At 41.8% G+C, this 19,725-nt stretch carries 20 protein-coding genes and 1 other annotated feature; of the genes, 2 read left to right on the forward strand and 18 right to left on the reverse strand.

From position 1 onward, the window contains the following. The first annotated feature begins 76 nt into the window (after positions 1 to 76). Together vrrA and ACIQYG_RS00710 are read left to right on the forward strand one after the other, a co-directional pair. On the forward strand, positions 77 to 763 hold the full coding sequence (vrrA, locus tag ACIQYG_RS00705; protein WP_402835058.1) for a VrrA/YqfQ family protein: 687 nt from the start codon (positions 77 to 79) through the stop codon (positions 761 to 763). A gap of 126 nt (positions 764 to 889) precedes the next feature. Beyond that, the gene (locus ACIQYG_RS00710; RefSeq protein ID WP_402835059.1) at positions 890 to 1,834 is read left to right on the forward strand and encodes a 4-hydroxy-3-methylbut-2-enyl diphosphate reductase; all 945 of its coding nucleotides are present in this window, start codon (positions 890 to 892) and stop codon (positions 1,832 to 1,834) included. Between the two features lie 47 nt (positions 1,835 to 1,881). Here ACIQYG_RS00710 and ACIQYG_RS00715 read toward each other — a convergent pair whose 3' ends face one another. The 18 genes from ACIQYG_RS00715 to ACIQYG_RS00800 form a co-directional block, all read right to left on the reverse strand. After that, positions 1,882 to 3,000, reverse strand: a complete 1,119-nt coding sequence (locus ACIQYG_RS00715) for a Nif3-like dinuclear metal center hexameric protein (RefSeq protein WP_402835060.1) — start codon at positions 2,998 to 3,000, stop codon at positions 1,882 to 1,884. Continuing rightward, positions 2,997 to 3,704 carry a tRNA (adenine(22)-N(1))-methyltransferase gene (locus ACIQYG_RS00720; protein WP_402835061.1) on the reverse strand — a complete coding sequence of 236 codons (708 nt, stop codon included), beginning with the start codon at positions 3,702 to 3,704 and terminating at the stop codon, positions 2,997 to 2,999. Before ACIQYG_RS00720 ends, ACIQYG_RS00715 begins: the two co-directional genes overlap by 4 nt. Before the next feature lie 216 nt (positions 3,705 to 3,920). Then, positions 3,921 to 4,289, reverse strand: a complete 369-nt coding sequence (gene cccA / locus ACIQYG_RS00725; protein WP_402835062.1) for a cytochrome c550 — start codon at positions 4,287 to 4,289, stop codon at positions 3,921 to 3,923. A 235-nt stretch (positions 4,290 to 4,524) separates the two neighbouring features. After that, positions 4,525 to 5,055 (reverse strand): hypothetical protein, encoded by a 531-nt coding sequence (locus tag ACIQYG_RS00730; protein ID WP_402835063.1) that lies wholly within the window; start codon positions 5,053 to 5,055, stop codon positions 4,525 to 4,527. 192 nt (positions 5,056 to 5,247) lie between these two features. Continuing rightward, entirely contained in the window at positions 5,248 to 6,381 is a 1,134-nt protein-coding gene (rpoD, locus tag ACIQYG_RS00735) for an RNA polymerase sigma factor RpoD (protein ID WP_034308477.1), read from the reverse strand. A gap of 35 nt (positions 6,382 to 6,416) precedes the next feature. Then, the gene (dnaG, locus tag ACIQYG_RS00740; RefSeq protein WP_402835479.1) at positions 6,417 to 8,222 is read right to left on the reverse strand and encodes a DNA primase; all 1,806 of its coding nucleotides are present in this window, start codon (positions 8,220 to 8,222) and stop codon (positions 6,417 to 6,419) included. A gap of 51 nt (positions 8,223 to 8,273) precedes the next feature. Further along, entirely contained in the window at positions 8,274 to 8,729 is a 456-nt protein-coding gene (locus tag ACIQYG_RS00745) for a YaiI/YqxD family protein (RefSeq protein WP_402835480.1), read from the reverse strand. A 513-nt stretch (positions 8,730 to 9,242) separates the two neighbouring features. Next, positions 9,243 to 10,064: a pyruvate, water dikinase regulatory protein gene (locus ACIQYG_RS00750; RefSeq protein WP_370662553.1), complete on the reverse strand. Its 822-nt coding sequence runs from the start codon at positions 10,062 to 10,064 to the stop codon at positions 9,243 to 9,245. A 16-nt stretch (positions 10,065 to 10,080) separates the two neighbouring features. Then, complete coding sequence (ccpN, locus tag ACIQYG_RS00755) at positions 10,081 to 10,719, reverse strand: transcriptional regulator CcpN (RefSeq protein WP_034308483.1); 639 nt, start codon at positions 10,717 to 10,719, stop codon at positions 10,081 to 10,083. Positions 10,720 to 10,881: 162 nt separating this feature from the next. Further along, positions 10,882 to 12,951, reverse strand: a complete 2,070-nt coding sequence (gene glyS, locus ACIQYG_RS00760) for a glycine--tRNA ligase subunit beta (RefSeq protein ID WP_402835064.1) — start codon at positions 12,949 to 12,951, stop codon at positions 10,882 to 10,884. Further along, on the reverse strand, positions 12,938 to 13,834 hold the full coding sequence (gene glyQ / locus ACIQYG_RS00765; protein WP_034308488.1) for a glycine--tRNA ligase subunit alpha: 897 nt from the start codon (positions 13,832 to 13,834) through the stop codon (positions 12,938 to 12,940). The genes glyS and glyQ overlap by 14 nt, the downstream gene beginning before the upstream one ends. Before the next feature lie 98 nt (positions 13,835 to 13,932). Next, positions 13,933 to 14,108 (reverse strand) — a binding site (T-box leader). A 58-nt stretch (positions 14,109 to 14,166) separates the two neighbouring features. Further along, positions 14,167 to 14,919 (reverse strand): DNA repair protein RecO, encoded by a 753-nt coding sequence (gene recO / locus ACIQYG_RS00770; protein WP_402835065.1) that lies wholly within the window; start codon positions 14,917 to 14,919, stop codon positions 14,167 to 14,169. A 33-nt stretch (positions 14,920 to 14,952) separates the two neighbouring features. Further along, complete coding sequence (locus tag ACIQYG_RS00775) at positions 14,953 to 15,096, reverse strand: YqzL family protein (RefSeq protein ID WP_402835066.1); 144 nt, start codon at positions 15,094 to 15,096, stop codon at positions 14,953 to 14,955. A 100-nt stretch (positions 15,097 to 15,196) separates the two neighbouring features. Next, positions 15,197 to 16,126, reverse strand: coding sequence for a GTPase Era (gene era / locus ACIQYG_RS00780; protein ID WP_076365244.1), 930 nt, complete (start codon positions 16,124 to 16,126; stop codon positions 15,197 to 15,199). Further along, a complete protein-coding gene (locus tag ACIQYG_RS00785; RefSeq protein ID WP_144479374.1) occupies positions 16,119 to 16,517 on the reverse strand; it encodes a cytidine deaminase in 399 nt (132 codons plus the stop codon). The genes era and ACIQYG_RS00785 overlap by 8 nt, the downstream gene beginning before the upstream one ends. 39 nt (positions 16,518 to 16,556) lie before the next feature. After that, positions 16,557 to 16,934, reverse strand: a complete 378-nt coding sequence (locus ACIQYG_RS00790) for a diacylglycerol kinase family protein (RefSeq protein ID WP_402835067.1) — start codon at positions 16,932 to 16,934, stop codon at positions 16,557 to 16,559. Beyond that, positions 16,912 to 17,388: an rRNA maturation RNase YbeY gene (ybeY, locus tag ACIQYG_RS00795; RefSeq protein WP_402835068.1), complete on the reverse strand. Its 477-nt coding sequence runs from the start codon at positions 17,386 to 17,388 to the stop codon at positions 16,912 to 16,914. Before ybeY ends, ACIQYG_RS00790 begins: the two co-directional genes overlap by 23 nt. Then, entirely contained in the window at positions 17,385 to 19,550 is a 2,166-nt protein-coding gene (locus ACIQYG_RS00800) for an HD family phosphohydrolase (RefSeq protein WP_402835069.1), read from the reverse strand. The genes ybeY and ACIQYG_RS00800 overlap by 4 nt, the downstream gene beginning before the upstream one ends. Between the last annotated feature and the right edge of the window lie 175 nt (positions 19,551 to 19,725).

Here is a 19,725-nt window from a genome sequence, read left to right on the forward strand (position 1 = left end):
CAAACCTTTTTTGTCGAGTTGCATAATTTATATAGAAGATTACACCAGCATATAATATTCTTAGGAGGTGAAACCTATGTTCCCAAATAGAAATCGTCAACCCGGACCCGGTTTTCCGCCACCATACGGTCGAAGGAGGCAGCAGCACCCTGCTCCATTCAGACAGTCACCGCAAATTCCCCATCCTTATCAGCAGATGCAGCGGCCGATGATTCAAAACAGACCGCAGGTGCCACAGGGGCCTCAAGGTTTCCGCGGCCATTTCAGCCAACAGCAGCGGCAGGAAATGCCGCCAGCAAAGAAAGAAGGGTTATTGTCAAAAATACTCGGTAAGTCCAAACAAAAAGCAGCTTCTCCCAATTTGTTTGCGCCAGCTGGTTCCACTAACCAAGGTTCTTCAAGAAGCAGCGGAGGCGGTATCTTAGAAACATTAAAAAACCCCGATTCCCTTAATAATATGCTTTCCAACACGCAAAAGGTGTTGCAAGCGGCGGAACAATTCACTCCTATGGTAGAACAATACGGACCAGTGATTAAAAACCTGCCTTCCATGTGGAAAGTTTTCCGAAGCATATCATCAGCGGATGAGACCAAGGATCAGGGAGCTTCCGTTGAAAGCGAGCCCAAGGTTGGGGCACAAGAAAACAGTGAGGTAAAAACGGATTCGAAGAAAAAAGAAAAAACTATCGAAGCTAACCCCGGCGCCCCAGTTCGTACCGAAACCAAAAGGAAAAGATCGTCAGGTCCCAAGCTTTATATTTAAAGGCTATAAAAAATTTACCAATAACTGATTTTATGTAAATAGGATGTTTTGTAATATCATCTATGGTCTTATATAATAGAAAGGTATAAAAAGTGAGAGTTTCTTGCCTTGAAGGAGGACACATAGATGAAAGTGATTAAAATTTCCCCGCGCGGCTATTGTTATGGCGTTGTCGATGCCATGGTCATCGCCCGAAATGCGGCTTTAGATAAAACCTTGCCACGTCCCATTTACATTTTAGGAATGATCGTGCATAACAAACATGTGACGGATGCGTTTGAAGAAGAAGGCATCATCACGTTGGACGGCAGCAACCGCAACGATATCATCGAACAGGTGGACAGCGGAACCGTCATCTTTACTGCTCACGGCGTTTCACCTGAGATTAGGAAGATCGCTGAGAAAAAAGGTCTTGTGACGCTTGATGCAACATGTCCCGATGTTACCGCAACACATGACTTAATTCGGGAAAAACAAGCAGAAGGCTATCAAATCATTTATATTGGCAAAAAAGGCCATCCGGAACCTGAGGGTGCTGTCGGAGTTGCTCCCGATGTCGTTCACTTGGTTCAAAAGGCTGAAGATGTGGAAGCCTTGACTTTGAATAGTGATAAGATCATTGTCACCAATCAAACAACGATGAGCCAATGGGATGTTTTGGATATCATGGATAAGGTCAAGGAAAAGTTCCCACATGCCGAAGTCCATAAGGAAATTTGTTTAGCGACACAGGTTCGCCAAGAAGCGGTTGCCGAGCAAGCTGGCGAAGCTGATGTTTTAATCGTCGTCGGAGACCCTAAGAGTAATAATTCAAACCGTCTTGCACAAGTGTCCCAAGAGATTGCCGGCACGAGAGCTTATCGGATCGCTGACATTTCCGAGCTGAACCTTGAATGGCTAAAAGATGCAGAAACGGTTGCCGTCACTTCGGGGGCTTCTACACCAACTCCGATCACGAAGGAAGTCATCGCATTTCTAGAACAATATGAAGCAAATGATGAAGCGACTTGGAATACCGAAAAGAAAACGCCATTGCATAAAATTTTACCAAAGATTAAAGTGAAGAAATGATTGCACAAATACAAAGGCAGCCACTAAGGCTGCCTTTTTCGTGCTATTCAAATGAAACGGAAAGGGTCTGTATTCAGACTGGATGGTATGAATTCCACATCGTAGTTCTTTTCGCGGCACATTTTTTCAAGGATTCGTGATACACCTTTTTTCATCACCTTTTCAACATTGTGGCCGGGATCGACGATATTCAATCCAATCATCATCGCGTCATGGGCTGTATGGTAATACATATCACCTGTAACGTAAACATCGGCACCCTTGAATTTAGCTGTCGTAAAGTATTTATTGCCGTCTCCGCCCAGAACGGCGACTTTTTTTATCGGACTTTGCAAATCTCCAACGACACGCACCTTTTCAACATCTAGTGTCCGCTTCACATGTTCGGAAAATTGTTCAAGTGTCATTTCTTCAGCAAGTACACCAATCTTTCCTAATCCAAGTGACTCCCCTTTATTCTCCAGTTTGTATATATCGTGAGCAACTTCTTCATATGGATGGGCTTTAATCATCGCAGCTAGCACTTTCTTCTCGATATTTTCCGGGAATATCGTTTCAATCCGCATTTCAGCTACTTCTTCAAGCTTTCCTTTAGAGCCGATGACCGGTTCACTGCCTTCACCTGGCAAGAAGCGTCCGGTACCTTCCCCCGAAAACGAGCAATTGCTGTAATTCCCGATCGCTCCGGCCCCTGCCTTACCTAGGGCTTCCCTCACCTTTTGTTCATCGGTCTTCGGAACATATACGACCAATTTCTTAAGAGCTGTCTCATAGGTTGGAATCAATACCTCTGTGTCCTGCAATTGAAGCGCTTCGGCAAGTAAATCATTCACTCCTCCCTTAGCAACATCCAAATTGGTATGTGCAGCATAAACAGCAATATCATGTTTGATCAGCTTTTCGATGATGCGGCCTCCAGCTGTGTTTGTATCGATCCTTTTCAATGGTCGGTAAATAAGCGGATGGTGGGCGATGATCAATTCCACGCCATTTTCTATCGCTTCGTCTACAACCTCTTCCAGCACATCAAGGGCAATCAGCACTTTAGTAACCGGCTTATTGAGCTGCCCGACATGCAGCCCGATCGGATCACCCTCCATTGCATAATGCTTTGGGGAGAATTGTTCAAACACTTCAATGATTTTGTGACCATTCACTGTCTTCAACCTTTAAGCACCTCCTCAATTACTGAAATTTGGGATTTTAATTCATTGCGCTTCGTTTCCAGTCCGCTTCTTCCGCTTTCATCCAATTGTTCGATGATTCTCTCCAAATGTTTTTTCTCAAGCTGCCATTTATTTATGAATATATCACTGAATTGCTCTCTTAGGAATGGACCGAAAGTGAGGCCCGCTTGCTTGTTTACCCCATATGGGCGGAGCGGGTCTCCTTTTTTGGCAATTAAGATCTCGTAGATCTTCCCATCTTCCTCTAGGATTTCCTCTCCACAAAGTTCCCAGCCGTTTTCGATTAGCCAGCTGCGAACATTCGCTGCACCCACATTAGGCTGAAGGATTAGCCTTTCTGCCTTGCCGAGTTTCCCTTTTCCACTTTCCAATATACTTGATATTAAAGTCCCTCCCATGCCTGCAATCGTAATGCATGTCGCTTCATCGGGATTCAATACTTCAAGCCCGTCTCCTTTACGTACCTCTATCTTGTCTCCAAGCCCCGTCATTGCCACTTGCTTGCGTGCTGACTGATAGGGCCCTTCTACAACCTCACCTGCTATGGCGCTGTCACACAAGCCGTTGGTCACCGCATAGCACGGCAAGTAAGCATGGTCTGAACCTATATCTGCAAGGATGCTTCCTTTTGGTATATGTATGGCAACACGTTCTAATCTCATCGATAGTTTTTCATGATTCACATTTATCAACTCTCTTAATTCAAATAATGTCTTACTATAATTAGTTTCCCATTCGATTATACCAAGTTCAATCGAAAAATTACAGAAAGGAGAAACAGGGCTCTTTCTATCACTGAGCGAAATAAACCTTCCATCTGGAATATTCCTTTTCTGAATAAATGAAAAACTGACTCAAAAAGTTCGCTTTCCAACGATTTCTTGAGTCAGTTTCATGAATTATTTCAGTCCATGAATATATTCGGCCATGGCGTCAACGTTCTGTTCTTCGACTAATCCTGGTGGCATTGCACCTCGTCCATTAGTGATCACGTCTTTAACCTCGTCCACCGACAGACGATCGCCAACTCCTTTTAGAGCAGGCCCGACACCGCCTTGATAGGCGTCACCGTGACAAGAGATACAGTTTTGCTTATAAATGTCCTCTGGTGATGCTGAGGCACTTTCTGTTTCTTCTGTCTTTTCGCCGCCCTCTTTTTCCTTAGCAAGATCTTTGGCATCACCCAAACCTTTAAACGAAAGTAAAAACATAAGTCCAATACCAAAAACCATGATAATAATAAAAGGCATTACTGGATTGCGATTCATAGTATTTCCTCCCCTATGTAGAACCTAAACTTACCATATTTAATATTATATACAAACAACTATATATTATTTTACTTGAAAAGAGTTTCAAGTAAAAGCCCAAAAATAGAAGATATTATATAATTTCTTAAAATTGTCAAAAACTTATGTATATTTCCAAACAATTTTACTTTTTCTTACATATGTTTCATAATACCCAAAAATCATTATTTAAAACCGCTGGAATGCACTTGAATTATATTAATAAAAAGTAAAGAGTGACCAGTGCTCCCAGGCATCCCGCTATGGAAAAATGGAGCAGCTTCAATTTATTGCCCAATAAAACCCAGAGACCGCAATTAATGAATAAGAAAATATAAAGGATACCCTCTTTGCCGGGTGCCATGAATTCCGCCAAACTGACAGTTACTAAAAGCAATGATAATACCATTCCCATCAAAGCCATCTGAAAAATGATTTTCCTGCCGTTCAAGCGGCGGACAGCCAGCCCAAAGACAAGTATTGAAATTGTTGTCATAAGCATTTGCATTCTTATGGTTATTTCAGTAAAATAATTCAAAAATACAATAAATGCAAAAAGGGTTCCAATCAACACCCCGGAAAAGATGCTGTTTTTTTTGCTCCCGGTTTCAATCGATTTTGATGGCGGAAGTTCGCCTTGACAGTATAACGCAAGCAGGTAATTACAATATTGCTCCGGAAGCATACGACTTTCCTTCCAGGAGTTTATTTCTTGAATGATGATTTTCTTTCTCATCTCATCCATGAATCTCACATCCTCATGATGATCTTCTTTTTAACGGCTTAGCTTTTTAAAATTTGTTTCTGTTATAATTTCAGTTATATGGAAAAACCGATAACTTTTGTTTTATTAGGATATTTTTACTCGAAATGAAAAAAAAGAGCCGCTCCCGAACGCTGGGCATTCAAAGAGGGCTCTGTTAAGGGCATATATATTCTATTCAAGGAAATCTTTCAAGCGTTTGCTGCGGCTTGGGTGTCTCAGTTTACGTAGTGCCTTCGCTTCGATTTGACGGATACGCTCGCGGGTGACCCCAAACACTTTACCTACCTCTTCAAGAGTACGGGTGCGGCCATCATCAAGTCCAAAGCGGAGTCTCAAGACGTTCTCTTCACGGTCAGTAAGAGTATCCAAGACGTCTTCAAGCTGTTCTTTCAATAGTTCATATGCTGCATGTTCCGATGGGGAAGTCGCATCCTGATCTTCAATGAAATCACCTAAATGTGAATCGTCTTCTTCACCTATTGGCGTTTCCAATGAAACAGGCTCCTGAGCTATTTTCAAGATTTCACGAACTTTTTCAGGAGTTAAGTCCATATCCTCCGCAATTTCTTCCGGTGAAGGTTCACGACCTAAATCCTGAAGAAGCTGTCTTTGGACACGAATCAATTTATTGATGGTTTCCACCATATGCACCGGTATCCGGATCGTTCTTGCTTGGTCGGCAATGGCACGGGTTATCGCTTGGCGAATCCACCATGTTGCATACGTACTGAATTTGAATCCCTTGCGGTAATCAAATTTTTCCACAGCTTTGATAAGTCCCATATTACCTTCCTGAATCAAATCAAGGAAAAGCATTCCGCGTCCGACATAGCGCTTGGCGATACTGACAACAAGACGAAGGTTAGCTTCTGCCAAACGGCGTTTCGCTTCTTCATCTCCATCTTCAATTCTCGTCGCCAGAGAGATTTCCTCTTCTGCCGATAAAAGGTCGACCCGACCAATTTCCTTTAAATACATGCGTACTGGGTCATTAATTTTAACGCCAGGAGGAACACTTAAATCATTTAAGTCAAACTCTTCTTCTTTTGCAAGTTTCTTCTCATCTGGATCATCTTCATCTTCGTCTTCCTCACCATCAGTGAGTATTTCGACGCCGTTTTCTGCTAACACCTCATAGAACTCATCCATTTGATCGGAATCCAACTCAAAACCGCCAATCATTTCAGCGATTTTTTCTAAAGTCAAAGAGCCTCGTTTTTTACCTAGCTCTAGTAATTTTTCTTTCACCTGTTCAAGGCTAAATTCATTATCAACTTGTTTGGAACGTGCTGGTTTTTCAGCCATTAGTTCCCCTCCTTCCAGGACTTACACCTAAACGACTACAACATTTTACGCAATTTAATGATTTCCATGGCAATTTGTGCAGCAGTGACATAATCACTTCGTCTAACTGCATCTTTTTCTTCAACTTGTTTTTCTTTTATCTTTAACAACTTTTCATATTTCAACACTTGATTTATACAATCGGTCAGTTCTTTATCGGTAACTTCCTCATTCACTGACATCATTTCTATTTCCGAAACGATCCTTCTCAAGTTTGGATCCGGTAAATAAGTAAGGAAAAAGCTTGTATCCGGTTCGTGTCCATCTTCATAGAACGCATATAAATAGGTGATGATTGCCTGATGTTCATCTACATGAAAGACCGTTTGCCCAAGCAACTGCTGAATTTTGAAAGCCGTATCCCTGCTTTTTAGCATATGGGCAATCAACTTCATTTCAGCATTATGGTGAGCAGGCTTCAACTTATGCTCATATTGCAGGGCCATTTTCTTTTGGGCTGCTGGCTGCGGCAGTGTACCCTTCTTGCGTTCCGTAAAGAACACCTGACGCTGCTGCTGTTCCAGCGCATCCAATGAAAGGGAAAATTCAGAGGATAGCTGCCGGAGATAATGATCCCTCTCCACTGCATTGGGCAATCGCGAAATTTCTTTAAGGACTTCTTCGATATATTGAATTCGATCTCCTTCATTATTTACATTTTTCCCTCGACGCAAATAATGCATTTTGAATGCCATGTAGGTTAAACTGGCCCCTATTACTTCAGAAACAAAGCTTTTTTCACCGAATTCCTTTATGTAGTCATCGGGGTCCATGTTATCAGGCATGAGAGCGACTTTCACGGAAAACTCGTGGTCCTGTAGCATATTAACTGCACGATTGGCAGCGTTTAATCCCGCAGAGTCCGAATCGTAGCAAATAAGTATCTGGTCAGTATTTCTTTTTAAAAGCTGGATATGCTGGTCCGTCAGGGCAGTACCCATTGTAGCGACCGCATTCTCCACACCTGCGCCAACTGCTGAAATGCAATCGGCAAAGCCTTCAAAAATGACTGCTTGTTCTTTCTTTCGTATGTGTGGTCTTGCATGATGGAAATTATATAAAGTTTTACTTTTATTAAAGATTGGCGTTTCAGGACTATTCAAATATTTGGGCTCATCGTCCCCCATCGCTCTTCCTGAAAACGCAATCGTATTTCCTTGATGATCCATAATTGGAAACATGACTCTATTTCTGAAACGGTCAAAATATGACTCGTCTTTTTCCCTGTAAATAATAAGCCCTGCCTGCTCCATGTATTCCGCTGGAAACCCGCGTTTTAAAAGAAACTTGGACACGAAGTCCCATGAATCCAAAGAGTAGCCAATTTGGAACTTTTCTATCGTCTCTTCAGTAAACCCCCGTTTAAGTAAGTATTCGAGAGCATCCTGCCCCTCTTTCGTATTAACGAGGAGATGATGATAAAACTTCCTCAGAAGGTCATGGGCTTCAACCATTTGCTGAGCGCCTGCCGGCATGTTGGAACGCTTGGAATCCTTATTGATTTCAACATCCAAAGGAACATTTCCTTTTTCAGCTAAAACTTTTGCAGATTCCACGAAGCTGTATCCTTCTATATCCATTAAGAAGGTAAAAATATTTCCGCCTGCCCCGCAACCAAAACAGTGAAAGATTTGTTTTTCCGTTGAAACGGAAAACGAGGGCGAGTTTTCACCATGAAAAGGACATAGGCCAAAGTAATTGCGCCCCTGCTTCTTCAACTGGACATACTCCCCAATTAAATCAACAATGTCAACAGCTTCACGAATTTGATTAATTTTCTCATCTTCTATACGGCCATTTATCATTTTTCCACCTTGCAATATTGGTGATAGTTTCTTATTCGATACTGTTTCTTAATTCCCTGCAATGTTCGACAATGTTTTCATAAGTTTATTTGTAAAACATGCACGATCTTCCTTTGTGAATGCTTTCGGCCCTTTCGTATGCTTACCCTGCCTGCGGAGTTTCGCCGACTGATAACGCATATCCAAGAGCATGAAAATATTCTCGTCAGTGTATTCCTTTCCCCTTGGCGAGAGGACATAAACGTTTTTAGGAAGCAGGGTCCCAGCCAAACCAATATCTGCAGTAACGACAATATCACCCTTTTTTACTGAGTTTACTATATAAAGATCTGCCGCTTCTTTGTCTGCATCGACATATACCCATTTACCTTCAGGGTTATTCATCATATTTTTATATGATGCAACAAAACAGACTTCAACATCGTGCAAACTTGCACAATGGAGGATTTCGTCTTTCACCGGGCATGCATCGGCATCGACGTGTATCGTAGGTTTATTATTCATACCTTCTAATTCTACATCTTTCTGCATAATCCTTTTTCTCCCCTAAACTTTATGAAGATATGGTGAATTTCCAGCATTGATTCAGAGCGTTCCCTCTAAAAGAGCAAACATTATTCTTCAAAGAATACCTGCTTATTTAAGTGAAAGCACCTCTTTTGCCTTGAAAAAGACCAGCCCCTCCTGAATTATACGGAACATGTCGAATTATTTTTATGATATAAACCTTGACATCTCATTAACCTTTAGTTTATTCCTTATTAATTAAGTCTAAACCTTAAGATTACTTTTTTCTCACAATTTTTTATTATAGTCTATTTGACTAGAAGATGCCAACATTTAAATTCCGAATATGTTTTCATGCAAATCAATCGATTTACACTTGGAAACTAAGAGGAATTTTATGTAATTATTTTGAATTTATTCTTATTATTCCCTCATTCGGCCTTGGCATTAAAATGTGAGCTGACACATAGAGTGTCTAGCTCACATTTTGATTTTCGTTAATTTTAAGGATCAACGGTTTTTGTTTTGAAGGATATTGATTATCAAATTGGCTGTTTCTTCGACAGCTTTATTGGTTACATCAATGATTGGACAGTTCAACCTTGATATGATTGTATCAAAGTATGTCAATTCTTCTTTTATGCGCTCCACATTTGCGTAAATGGCATGATCATTGAGCCCAAGTGACTTTAATCGTTCTTTACGAATATGGTTCAGCTTTTCCGGGCTGATCTTTAAACCAATGCATTTTTCAGGAGGTACCAGGAACAGCTCTTCTGGAGGTTCCACTTCAGGCACTAAAGGTACGTTCGCCACTTTATAGCGTTTGTGTGCTAAATATTGTGATAATGGCGTTTTGGAAGTGCGTGAAACACCCACTAAGACGATATCTGCACGTAAAATTCCCCGAGGGTCACGTCCATCATCATATTTTACAGCAAATTCAATGGCTTCCACACGCTTGAAATAGTCATCATCCAGCTTTCTTACCAGACCTGGTTCATTAAGCGGCCCTTTCGGCGCCCTTTCCTGAAGGATGTCCATGAGCGGCCCTAAAATGTCATAAGCAGACAGGTTTTCTTTCTCGACCTGTGCTTTCATATACGCTCTAATAGCTGGCTTCACCAGAGTATAAGCAATGATTGCCCCATCCAACTTAGCCAGTGATATCACTTCATCCACGTTTTGTTCATCTTCAATATACGGAATTCTCTTTATGGAAAAAGCAGATCCCGAGAACTGGCTTGCAGCGGCTTTTGTGACCAATTCCGCTGTTTCCCCTACTGAATCCGATACAACATATATAATAGAACCGTTCATATTCTCCGTCATTCCTTTTGCAAGCCCCCTAATAGCCTTCATCAGCCAAAGCTACGAATGCTTTCGTAATATTGGTTTTTGTAATCCTTCCAATTACTTCATAGCCTTTTTCTGTGTCTTTAACGACCGGTAATGAGTCGATTTGTTTATCAATCAATTTTTTGGCAACATCAATCAAAAGGTCTTCTTTTGAACACATTGTAATATTGGGCATCCTAGTCATGATGATATTGACTGGAATGGAGTTAAGCTCTTGTTTCCCAATACTCGCACGCAATAAGTCTTTCCTTGATAAGACACCAACAAGCAATGCATGCTTATCGACGACGAACATCGTTCCGACATCCTCTAAAAACATCATGACGATTGCATCGTACACGGAAATGCCCTCGTCAACGACGACAGGTATCGATTGGTAGTCCCGTACATAAAGATGGTTAAGGCTATCTGTCAAAAGCTGTGTCCCCGACCTGCCTGTATAGAAATACCCCACTCTGGGCCTGGCATCAAGAAAACCTGCCATCGTTAAAATCGCTAAATCTGGACGAAGTGTCGCCCTGGTAAGGTTCAATCTATCCGCAATATGTTCTCCGGTAATCGGTCCGTTTTCTTTTACAATTTGTAAAATTTGTTCCTGACGCTTATTCAATTGGATTATAATCACCACCCCACTGCTTTCGCAGAGTAAAGTAACAAAAGTTATTCATTTAATAATTATATACTAAATTATTTAATTAGGGCATTTTTGGCCTATTTATTGATCATTTATCTTTTTAAGAAATCGGAAACCCTTATTCAAAGTGTTTCCGATACCCATACATCCCTTCGATCATGTAAGGATGATTTTATTCATGGCAGCAAAACCTGCAACCAAATCACTGATTTCCTTCATTAAGGATAAACGGTTGTTGCGGATCGCTTCATCTTCTGCCATGACCATTGTATTCTCGAAATATGGCTCTATTTCCGATTGAAGCGAAACAAGCTGTTCAAACCGCTCATTCTCATCTTCAGATTCATTATAACGCTTTGCCACTTTTTGATATTTGACGTATAACGCATTTTCTTGATCATTTTCAAAGGCACCAGGGTCGACTGTCACCTTATTGTCACATTTTACGGCAATGTTCATGACCCGGCTTAAAGCTTCCATGCTTTCTTTAAAGCCTGCTTCGTCTTTTTTAGCATCCAATACATGTGCCCGTTCCACGATGGAGTGGATATAACCGATCTCATTGAGCAAAACTGCGTCAATCAAATCGTAACGGATTTGCTGTTCTTGAAGCAGGTGTTTGACACGGGCTTTAAAGAATGTGAACATATCCGCTTTAACTTCTTCAAGATCACGTTTTAAGATGCCTTTTGATTCCAGTCCTTTAAGACCTAAAGTAATAAGCTCCTCTAATGAAATATTCCATTTCTTCTCAGCTAGAATTTGGACGACACCGCTCGCCTGCCTTCTTAATGCGTAAGGATCCTGGGAACCTGTCGGAATGACGCCAATAGCGAAGAATGAAGACAAAGTATCAATTTTTTCAGCTAAACTCACTACCGCTCCGATGACTGAAGGCGGTACATTATCATCCGCATGCCTTGGCATATAATGTTCATTGATAGCCGCGGCCACTTCTTTGGCCTCCCCTTTCAAGAGAGCATATTTTTCACCCATATACCCTTGCAATTCAGGGAATTCATAAACCATGTTACTTACCAAATCGAACTTGGCAATTGCCGCTGTACGAAGCGCCATTTCTTTTTCCGCCTTTAAATTCAAAGCATCCGCAAGGGCACCGGTCACTTCAGTTACCCGGGCAGTTTTCTCGGATAATGTACCGATTTCTTCATGATAAACGATGCTGTCAAGCTTTTTCAAAGCATCCGAAATCTCTTTTTTCTGATCTTCTTTATAGAAAAATGCTGCATCCGATAAGCGGGCACGCAATACTTTTTCATTACCTTTAGAAACCTTATCCAAATGGCGGTCATCGCCGTTACGCACGGTTACAAAGTAAGCAAGCAGGTTCCCGTCCTGATCTTTAACAGGGAAATAACGTTGATGTTCCTTCATTGATGTGATAAGTACCTCTGCAGGAAGCTCAAGGAATTCTTCTTCAAAATGTCCAAATAACACCGTTGGATACTCTACCAAATTATTTACTTCTTCTAGCAGATCTTCATCGACAGGGATGATCCAGCCTTTCTCCTGTTCCAGCTCTTTAATCTGATCCAATATAACTTGCCGGCGCTTTTCTGGATCCGCCATTACATATTGTTCTTTCAGCGCATCTTCGTACCGTTCCGGCTGCTCGATGATGGCGCTGTCGCCCAAGAAACGGTGACCTTTTGTTTCACGGCCGGTTTCCACATCAGCAATGCTGAATGGCACTATTTCATTGCCGAATAAGGCAATCAGCCATTTAATCGGACGGACGAAGCGGAGCTCCTGATTGGCCCAGCGCATATTTTTCGGGAACGTCATGCCACTGATGATTTCAGCAAGCTCCGTTAAAAGCTGAACGGTCTGCTGTCCTTTTATGAATTTATTCACATGGACATATTCCACACCCTTGAGTTCTTTAAAATAAATGTCCTCTGAAGTCATGCCTTGACCCCTGACGAATCCCAATGCAGCTTTAGACCAGTTGCCTTCGCTATCCAAAGCGATTTTCTTGGCCGGACCTTTTGCTTCTTCTTCGATATCCTTTTGGGATTCTTCCACGTCCTTCACCAATACGGCCAAACGTCTTGGTGTGGAAAAAGCTTCAACCGTTCCGAATTCAATCGCTTTTTCCGTTAGCCATTGCTGCACTTTATCTGACAACTGTTTCATTGATGCTGTCACAAAACGGGCAGGCAGCTCTTCCAATCCAATCTCCAATAACAAATCACGCTTGCTCATTTGTATTCTCCCCTTTCACTTTCAGGATCGGGAAGCCTAATTTTTCCCGCTCTTCATAGAAGGTTTTGGCAACCTTACGCGCTAAGTTACGGCACCGGGCTATATAACCCGTTCTTTCCGTCACCGAGATGGCACCTTTGGCATCCAAAAGGTTAAATGTATGTGAACATTTCAAAACATAATCATATGCAGGATGTACAAGTCCTTCTTCCATTTGGCGATGCGCTTCCTTTTCATACATCGTGAAAAGCTGAAACAGCATATCAAGGTCGGAGGTTTCGAACGTATATTTCGAATGTTCGTATTCCGGCTGACCGAATATATCCCGAACTGTGAATCCATCTGTCCATTCTAGGTCAAATACGTTTTCCTTATCTTGAATGTAAGAGGCGAGACGTTCGATCCCGTATGTAATTTCCACGGAAACCGGTTTACACTCAAGACCGCCCACTTGTTGGAAATAGGTAAATTGCGTGATTTCCATCCCATCAAGCCACACTTCCCAACCGAGACCGGCACACCCTAGTGATGGATTTTCCCAGTTGTCCTCCACAAAGCGAATATCATGCTCAAGCGGATTTATCCCTAAAGCGCGTAATGAATCCAAATATAACTCTTGGATATTGTCAGGTGACGGCTTCATGATCACTTGGAACTGATGATGCTGATAAAGTCGATTAGGGTTCTCACCATAACGACCGTCAGCCGGACGGCGGGAAGGCTCTACGTAAGCGACGCTCCATGGCTCCGGTCCAATGGCTCTCAGGAACGTGTATGGGCTCATCGTTCCTGCCCCTTTCTCGACATCATAAGCATTCATCAATATGCACCCTTGTTCAGACCAATGCTTTTGTAACGTTAAAATCATATTTTGAATATTCATCGTACACCTCCAGGTTATTTAAAACGGCTTTTTTAAGATTAAAGGTCGGAACTCATTACATTTTGGCAAACAAAAAACTCCCGTCCCTATGCGAAATGCATAGGGACGAGAGTATACCCGCGGTTCCACCCTAATTGCCGTTTATTAAACGGCCTCTTTTCAAAGCAACATGCTCCGGAACGCCCTTCCCTGTAAATCCATATCCCGGCTTCCACCGTCCCGGGTTCGCTTTTTATGGAGAATGACAGATACTCTTTTCCATCAACGCAATCTTCTTATTTTGATGATTAGAATTTTATACAAACTAGCATGGAATGTCAATAGGTCAGATCCTAAAACATATCTTTCATCGTATCAATCTGTTTCAGGAACTTTTTTGATTTCAAATGCAGACCGGAATATTCCTCATAATATGCATCGATTATCTTCCGCAGTTCTTTTTTCGTTTCTGGCTTGACTGAAATGTTTCCGAGCCTTGATAAATCGAAATAATAAAAAATTCGGAGCAATTTGACGGCTGCAGGTGAAATTTTATAATGATAAGGGTCTTTCCCCAGACAGCGGTGACAGATAAAGCCCGCTTCCCGAAGCGAGAAGGAGAATTCCCCTTCCGTTTCACCACATACAGCACACTGATTCAGCACTGGGTTAATCCCATTGACGGGCAGCATCTTCATTTCAAAAATGAATTTCAAAACCTCTGCGTCATATTCCTCGTTTATGTAATGCAAGGTTTGCGAAAGCAATTCATACAAATATGGATTCGGTTTCTTATCATCGACGCTTTTATCAAGCAATTCAACAATATATGAAGCATAAGCAGTGGCAAAAAGATCCTCCCTTATGAAACGGAGTGAATCGACCATTTCGCCTTGCTGAAGACTGCCGAGTCCGGTTGATGTAGTTACAAGAAAATACCCGGAGCAAAAAAGCTGTGTGACGGCAGAAAGCCTGCTATTAGGCTTACTGGCTCCTCTAGCCATGACGCCAATTTTTCCTAGCTCACGGGTATATATAGTAATGATTTTGTTATTTTCTCCATATGCAGTACGCCTTATGACAATGCCCTCACATTTTTGGAGCATACCAAGACACCACCCATGCTCGCCAAGGCTAACCTATGAAACAGGAAAATCAATTTCTGCTAGCTCATCATTCATTCCCAAGTGTCCTTCCTGTCTCTCGACTTCTATCTCCTTAAACAGCAAATAGGTGTCCACATTACCTGTTTCAGTGAATAATTCCCAGGTAAAATCCAACATTTAAAAGCCCACCTTTCATTTTTAACTAGCAATATTAATATCCGACCATATGATTAGCTTGACCGTTTTCCAAACTTTCATGATGCGTAAATTTTGTTAATTAATACTCGCTCTCATTAAAACCATAATCGCGAAGCTGGCTTGCTTTGTTGCGCCAATCCTTCTGTACCTTCACCCACAGTTCCAAGAAAACTTTAGAGCCCAATAGGTTTTCGATATCCACCCTGGCACGGCTACCGACTTCTTTAAGCATTTTCCCTTGCTTTCCGATTACAATGCCTTTTTGTGAATCCCGTTCTACAACGATCGTCGCCATCACATTGATGGTGTCGCTGTTGTCCATTTTTTTAATTGAATCGATGACAACAGCCACTGAATGAGGAATTTCTTCCCGTGTCAGGTGCAGTACCTTCTCGCGGACCAATTCGGAAATGATAAAACGTTCCGGGTGGTCGGTCACTTGGTCAGCTGGATAAAACTGGGGACCTTCAGGCAGATGCTCTTTGATTTGTTCAAGCAGTGTATCCACATTATTTCCTTCAAGCGCAGAAATCGGAACGACTGCCGCAAATGGGTAAAGCTGTTGGTATTTTTCAATGATCGGAAGTAAATCATCTGGATGCATCGCATCGATTTTGTTTACCACCAAGAAAACAGGCGTTTTTACGGATTGAAGTTTTTCGATGATAAACTCGTCACCGCGTCCGTATCCTTCAGTCGCATTGATCATGAAGAGAATCAAATCGACTTCCTTCAATGTATTCGTTGCCACTTTCATCATGAAGTCACCAAGTTTATGCTTTGGTTTATGAATGCCGGGTGTATCGATGAAAATCATTTGTGAATCGTTTTGCGTAAGTACACCCTGGACCTTATTTCTTGTAGTTTGCGGTTTATCGCTCATAATGGCGATTTTTTGACCGATGACCCGATTCAGAAATGTACTCTTTCCAACATTAGGTCGTCCAATAATTGAAATGAAACCTGATTTGTAATCTTTTACTTGTTTATCGTCAAATAGTTTATCCATTTAAATCCTCCGGTGAAAAAGCTCCTGGAAGCAATTCCTGTACTGTTAGTTCTTTAATATCCCCATTTAAGTTGGTCAAAACGACCGGCATGTCCTTTTCGCACAGTTCTGAAATAACCTGCCTGCATGCCCCGCATGGAGAAACGGGACCATCGGTATCTGCCACGACTGCAAGTTTGGTGAATTTTTTATCGTTATGGGCATAAGCGCTGAATAAAGCTGTCCTTTCGGCGCAATTACACATGCTGTATGCAGCATTTTCTATATTACAACCATGATAGACCTTTCCATCAGCGGTCAAAAGGGCTGCCCCCACTTTAAATTTGGAGTAAGGCACATATGCTTTATCCCTTGCTTTTTTAGCTTCCTCAATCAATTCTTTTGTATTCAATTCACATCTTCCTTTCAAATTGAGTACCATTTCGGCAACCTACAGGCCAAACTTAGGCAAAAAGATAATCAATCCAACTATTATAGAAAATATAGCATATATGAATACAGCTCCGGCTGCAATATCTTTTGCCTGCTTGGCAAGCGGATGGATTTGATCCGTTACCAGGTCCACTACCCTTTCGATCGCAGAATTAACGAGCTCCAACGTAATCGTACCGGCTATGGCCGCCAAAATGAAAAGCCACTCCATCCCATTCAATGAGAAGTGCCAACCAAAGAATACGACGATTGCCGTTAACGCGAAATGAATCTTGATATTGCGTTCAGTCCGAACAGCTTCCAAAATTCCCTGACAGGCAAAAGAGAAACTTTTTAATAAAGGATACCTTTTTTTACCCTTCTCTTGAAAGTCCATATTCTTCCAAGATCTCCTTTTGTTTTGTGAACATCACTTTTTCATCTTCTTCATTCATGTGGTCGAATCCCAATAAATGAAGAAAACCATGCAGCGCTAAAAATCCAAGTTCCCGTTCAAATGAATGACCATATTCTTCAGCCTGCTCTTTCGTGCGTTCAATGGAAATGATGATATCCCCTAACATGCGGGGCATTTCCGCTCCGACAATTTCCACTTCGTCTTCGCCCATTTCTTCAAGCGCAAAGGAAATTACATCTGTAGCTGAATCTTTATGACGATATTCTTTATTGATTTCCTGAATCCTATCATTGTCTACAAATGTGACAGACAGCTCGGTGTCTTTTTCAATGTTTTCTTTTCTTGCCGCAAATTGCAGAATGCTTTCAACAAGCTGCTGAGCTTCCTCCGTTACTTCATTCGTTTCATCCATTAAATCGATAGCTAAAATCATTCTTTCACCTTCTGTCCTAATTTATCCGGCTCCGGATATTCAATCCTGGAGTGGAAGATACCATTCAGCGATTCACATAAGGAATGCTTCACGATACTCAATTCTCTCATAGTGATGTCACATTCATCAAATTGACCATCAGAAATCCTGTCCTGAATGATGAAACTTACCAGCTCTTCAATCTTCTCCGGAGTTGGGTGCTTCATCGATCTCACTGCAGCTTCCACACTATCCGCTATGCCGATGACGGCTACTTCCTTCATTATCGCCCTCGGCCCTGGATATCGGTAGGCCGCTTCGAGTGTGGACTCATCCTGTTTTTTTGCCTTATGGTAGAAAAATTTCAATAATGTGGTTCCATGATGCTGCTCTGCAATATCCACAATCTCTTTCGGGAATTTGTGACTGCGCAGCATATCCCCGCCATCTACGGCATGGGCAATGATGATATCCCTGCTCGTTTCCGGCTGCAGCCGATCATGCGGGTTCTCTTCACTCATCTGATTTTCGATGAAGAAGTGCGGCCGTTTCGTTTTACCGATATCATGGTAATAACTGCCGACCCTTGCCAGCAATCCATTCGAGCCGATGGCTTCACAAGCGGATTCCGCCAAATTGGCGACCATTACACTATGATGATATGTCCCCGGAGCCTCAATCAAGATCCTCCGCAATAGCGGATGATTGGGATTCGCGAGCTCGATAAGCTTAATCGATGATAAAATCCCGAAACCAGCCTCGAAAAACGGTAGCAGTCCCATAGTCAAAACGGCTGAACCCACTCCAGAACCCATGGCAGCAGCAGCATAATATAGGTACTCCATTCTAGTATAATGGCTGTCCATAATAAAGATGAGCGAAAAAACGAATGCCATATTGATTAAAGACAATAGCAGCCCCGCTACCAGCACCTTTGATTTGAAATTGGGCCTGGATAGAATGATGATTGCCGTCAATCCCCCGAAAATGATATACAGCCCCATCGAGAAATCCAGATTTCCAGGGGTATCACCATTAAATATAATCGTACCATACGAACCTAACAATATGATCATTGCTACCGCTAACTTATCATTCAATAATATCTTGATGAGCATCGCCGCCATGGCACCCGGGAAAATGTATTCCAGGTTCGAGTTTTTCAGGTCTGCCAGAATGCTGACCGTTTTCATGGTAGCCATTGAAAGGATAAAGACAAGACTGAAGATCAATAACTGATTGTACTTGTTATCCTTTTTGGAAATGGAATAGTAGAAATAGTAATAAAAAGCGGCAAAAGTCAGGAATATGAATAACAGCAGGCCGATATACGGGTATATGGTAGACTCCGTATTCAAGAAGCCTGCCAGTTCAAGCTGCCTATATACATCCCTGTCCACTAATTGATTTTCTTCAACGATGATCTGACCTTGAAGGATCCTGATTGGCTCCACGCTTTCAACCGCTTTCCTTCGCTGTTCCTCGGTTTTGTCCTTATCGAAAAATACATTCTGGATGATTGCCGTACGCGCAAGGGAAGTAGAGGCTTTTTTCATTTCGCCGCTAATGCTCATATAACCCAATTCCTCTACTACCTTTTTCTTGGCATTTTCGACGTCACTTGCAGCGATTCGGGAGCTCATCACATTATTCACTGCCGTAATGGTTGAATCCTTCGCTATTTTCAACTCATCTTCATCCGCCTGCACTAATGCTAGGAAAACGGATTCCTCGATATTTTTATTCACTTCATCGGTCAATTTTTCTTTTAGTATGGAAACTTTTTGAGCATCCGTCTTTACGGTCTCTTTTTTATCCTCATCCTCTTTATGATCTTCATCGGTGTCCGTTTCTTTATTCACCTCAATTGCTGAATCGAAAATGGATGAAATCAGATCGACTTTATTTTTGGCATATTCTTTTTTTAAAGAATAAACATCCGCAACCTGTTTTGAAATCTCTTCTTTTTCCTGTTCCGTCTTATAGGTATCTTCCACAGTCTTGGTTGAACGGATTGTTTGTTCAGCAGGCTTAAAAAGCTCTACCTGTACCCTTTCCGGCTTAACATTGGAGAACATCAAACCATACGCAAACAAACCAAGAATGATGAACAAAAGCACTTGAAAAAAGCGATGGACCAACAGCCCTTTTATTTGAGTGAAAAATTTCTGGATACGATTCAAGGAAGGTCCTCCTAAAAAAATGATGTTTATTATTCTAGATATGTAAAATCATAACAGTTTTCATATGAATTTTCACCTTCGTATTGATAAATGTAAAGGTTCTGTCATTTCCTATCCACTTTTTCACCATAAAGTTTGTTATTTAGACACATCACGAAAAATCCGCCGATTGAAA

This window comes from Peribacillus sp. NPDC096622, assembly GCF_044762665.1.
In the GTDB taxonomy this organism is placed as follows: Bacteria; Bacillota; Bacilli; order Bacillales; family DSM-1321; genus Peribacillus; species Peribacillus frigoritolerans_B.

Bases quoted from the DNA above. Each gene is read 5' to 3' on its own strand.
- vrrA (WP_402835058.1), top strand. From the start codon at position 77: ATGTTCCCAAATAGAAATCGTCAACCCGGACCCGGTTTTCCGCCACCA.
- ACIQYG_RS00710 (WP_402835059.1), top strand. From the start codon at position 890: ATGAAAGTGATTAAAATTTCCCCGCGCGGCTATTGTTATGGCGTTGTC.
- cccA (WP_402835062.1), bottom strand. From the start codon at position 4,289: ATGAATCGCAATCCAGTAATGCCTTTTATTATTATCATGGTTTTTGGT.
- ACIQYG_RS00730 (WP_402835063.1), bottom strand. From the start codon at position 5,055: ATGGATGAGATGAGAAAGAAAATCATCATTCAAGAAATAAACTCCTGG.
- rpoD (WP_034308477.1), bottom strand. From the start codon at position 6,381: ATGGCTGAAAAACCAGCACGTTCCAAACAAGTTGATAATGAATTTAGC.
- ACIQYG_RS00745 (WP_402835480.1), bottom strand. From the start codon at position 8,729: ATGAATAATAAACCTACGATACACGTCGATGCCGATGCATGCCCGGTG.
- ACIQYG_RS00750 (WP_370662553.1), bottom strand. From the start codon at position 10,064: ATGACGGAGAATATGAACGGTTCTATTATATATGTTGTATCGGATTCA.
- glyS (WP_402835064.1), bottom strand. From the start codon at position 12,951: ATGAGCAAGCGTGATTTGTTATTGGAGATTGGATTGGAAGAGCTGCCT.
- glyQ (WP_034308488.1), bottom strand. From the start codon at position 13,834: ATGAATATTCAAAATATGATTTTAACGTTACAAAAGCATTGGTCTGAA.
- recO (WP_402835065.1), bottom strand. From the start codon at position 14,919: ATGCTCCAAAAATGTGAGGGCATTGTCATAAGGCGTACTGCATATGGA.
- ACIQYG_RS00775 (WP_402835066.1), bottom strand. From the start codon at position 15,096: ATGTTGGATTTTACCTGGGAATTATTCACTGAAACAGGTAATGTGGAC.
- era (WP_076365244.1), bottom strand. From the start codon at position 16,126: ATGGATAAACTATTTGACGATAAACAAGTAAAAGATTACAAATCAGGT.
- ACIQYG_RS00790 (WP_402835067.1), bottom strand. From the start codon at position 16,934: ATGGACTTTCAAGAGAAGGGTAAAAAAAGGTATCCTTTATTAAAAAGT.
- ybeY (WP_402835068.1), bottom strand. From the start codon at position 17,388: ATGATTTTAGCTATCGATTTAATGGATGAAACGAATGAAGTAACGGAG.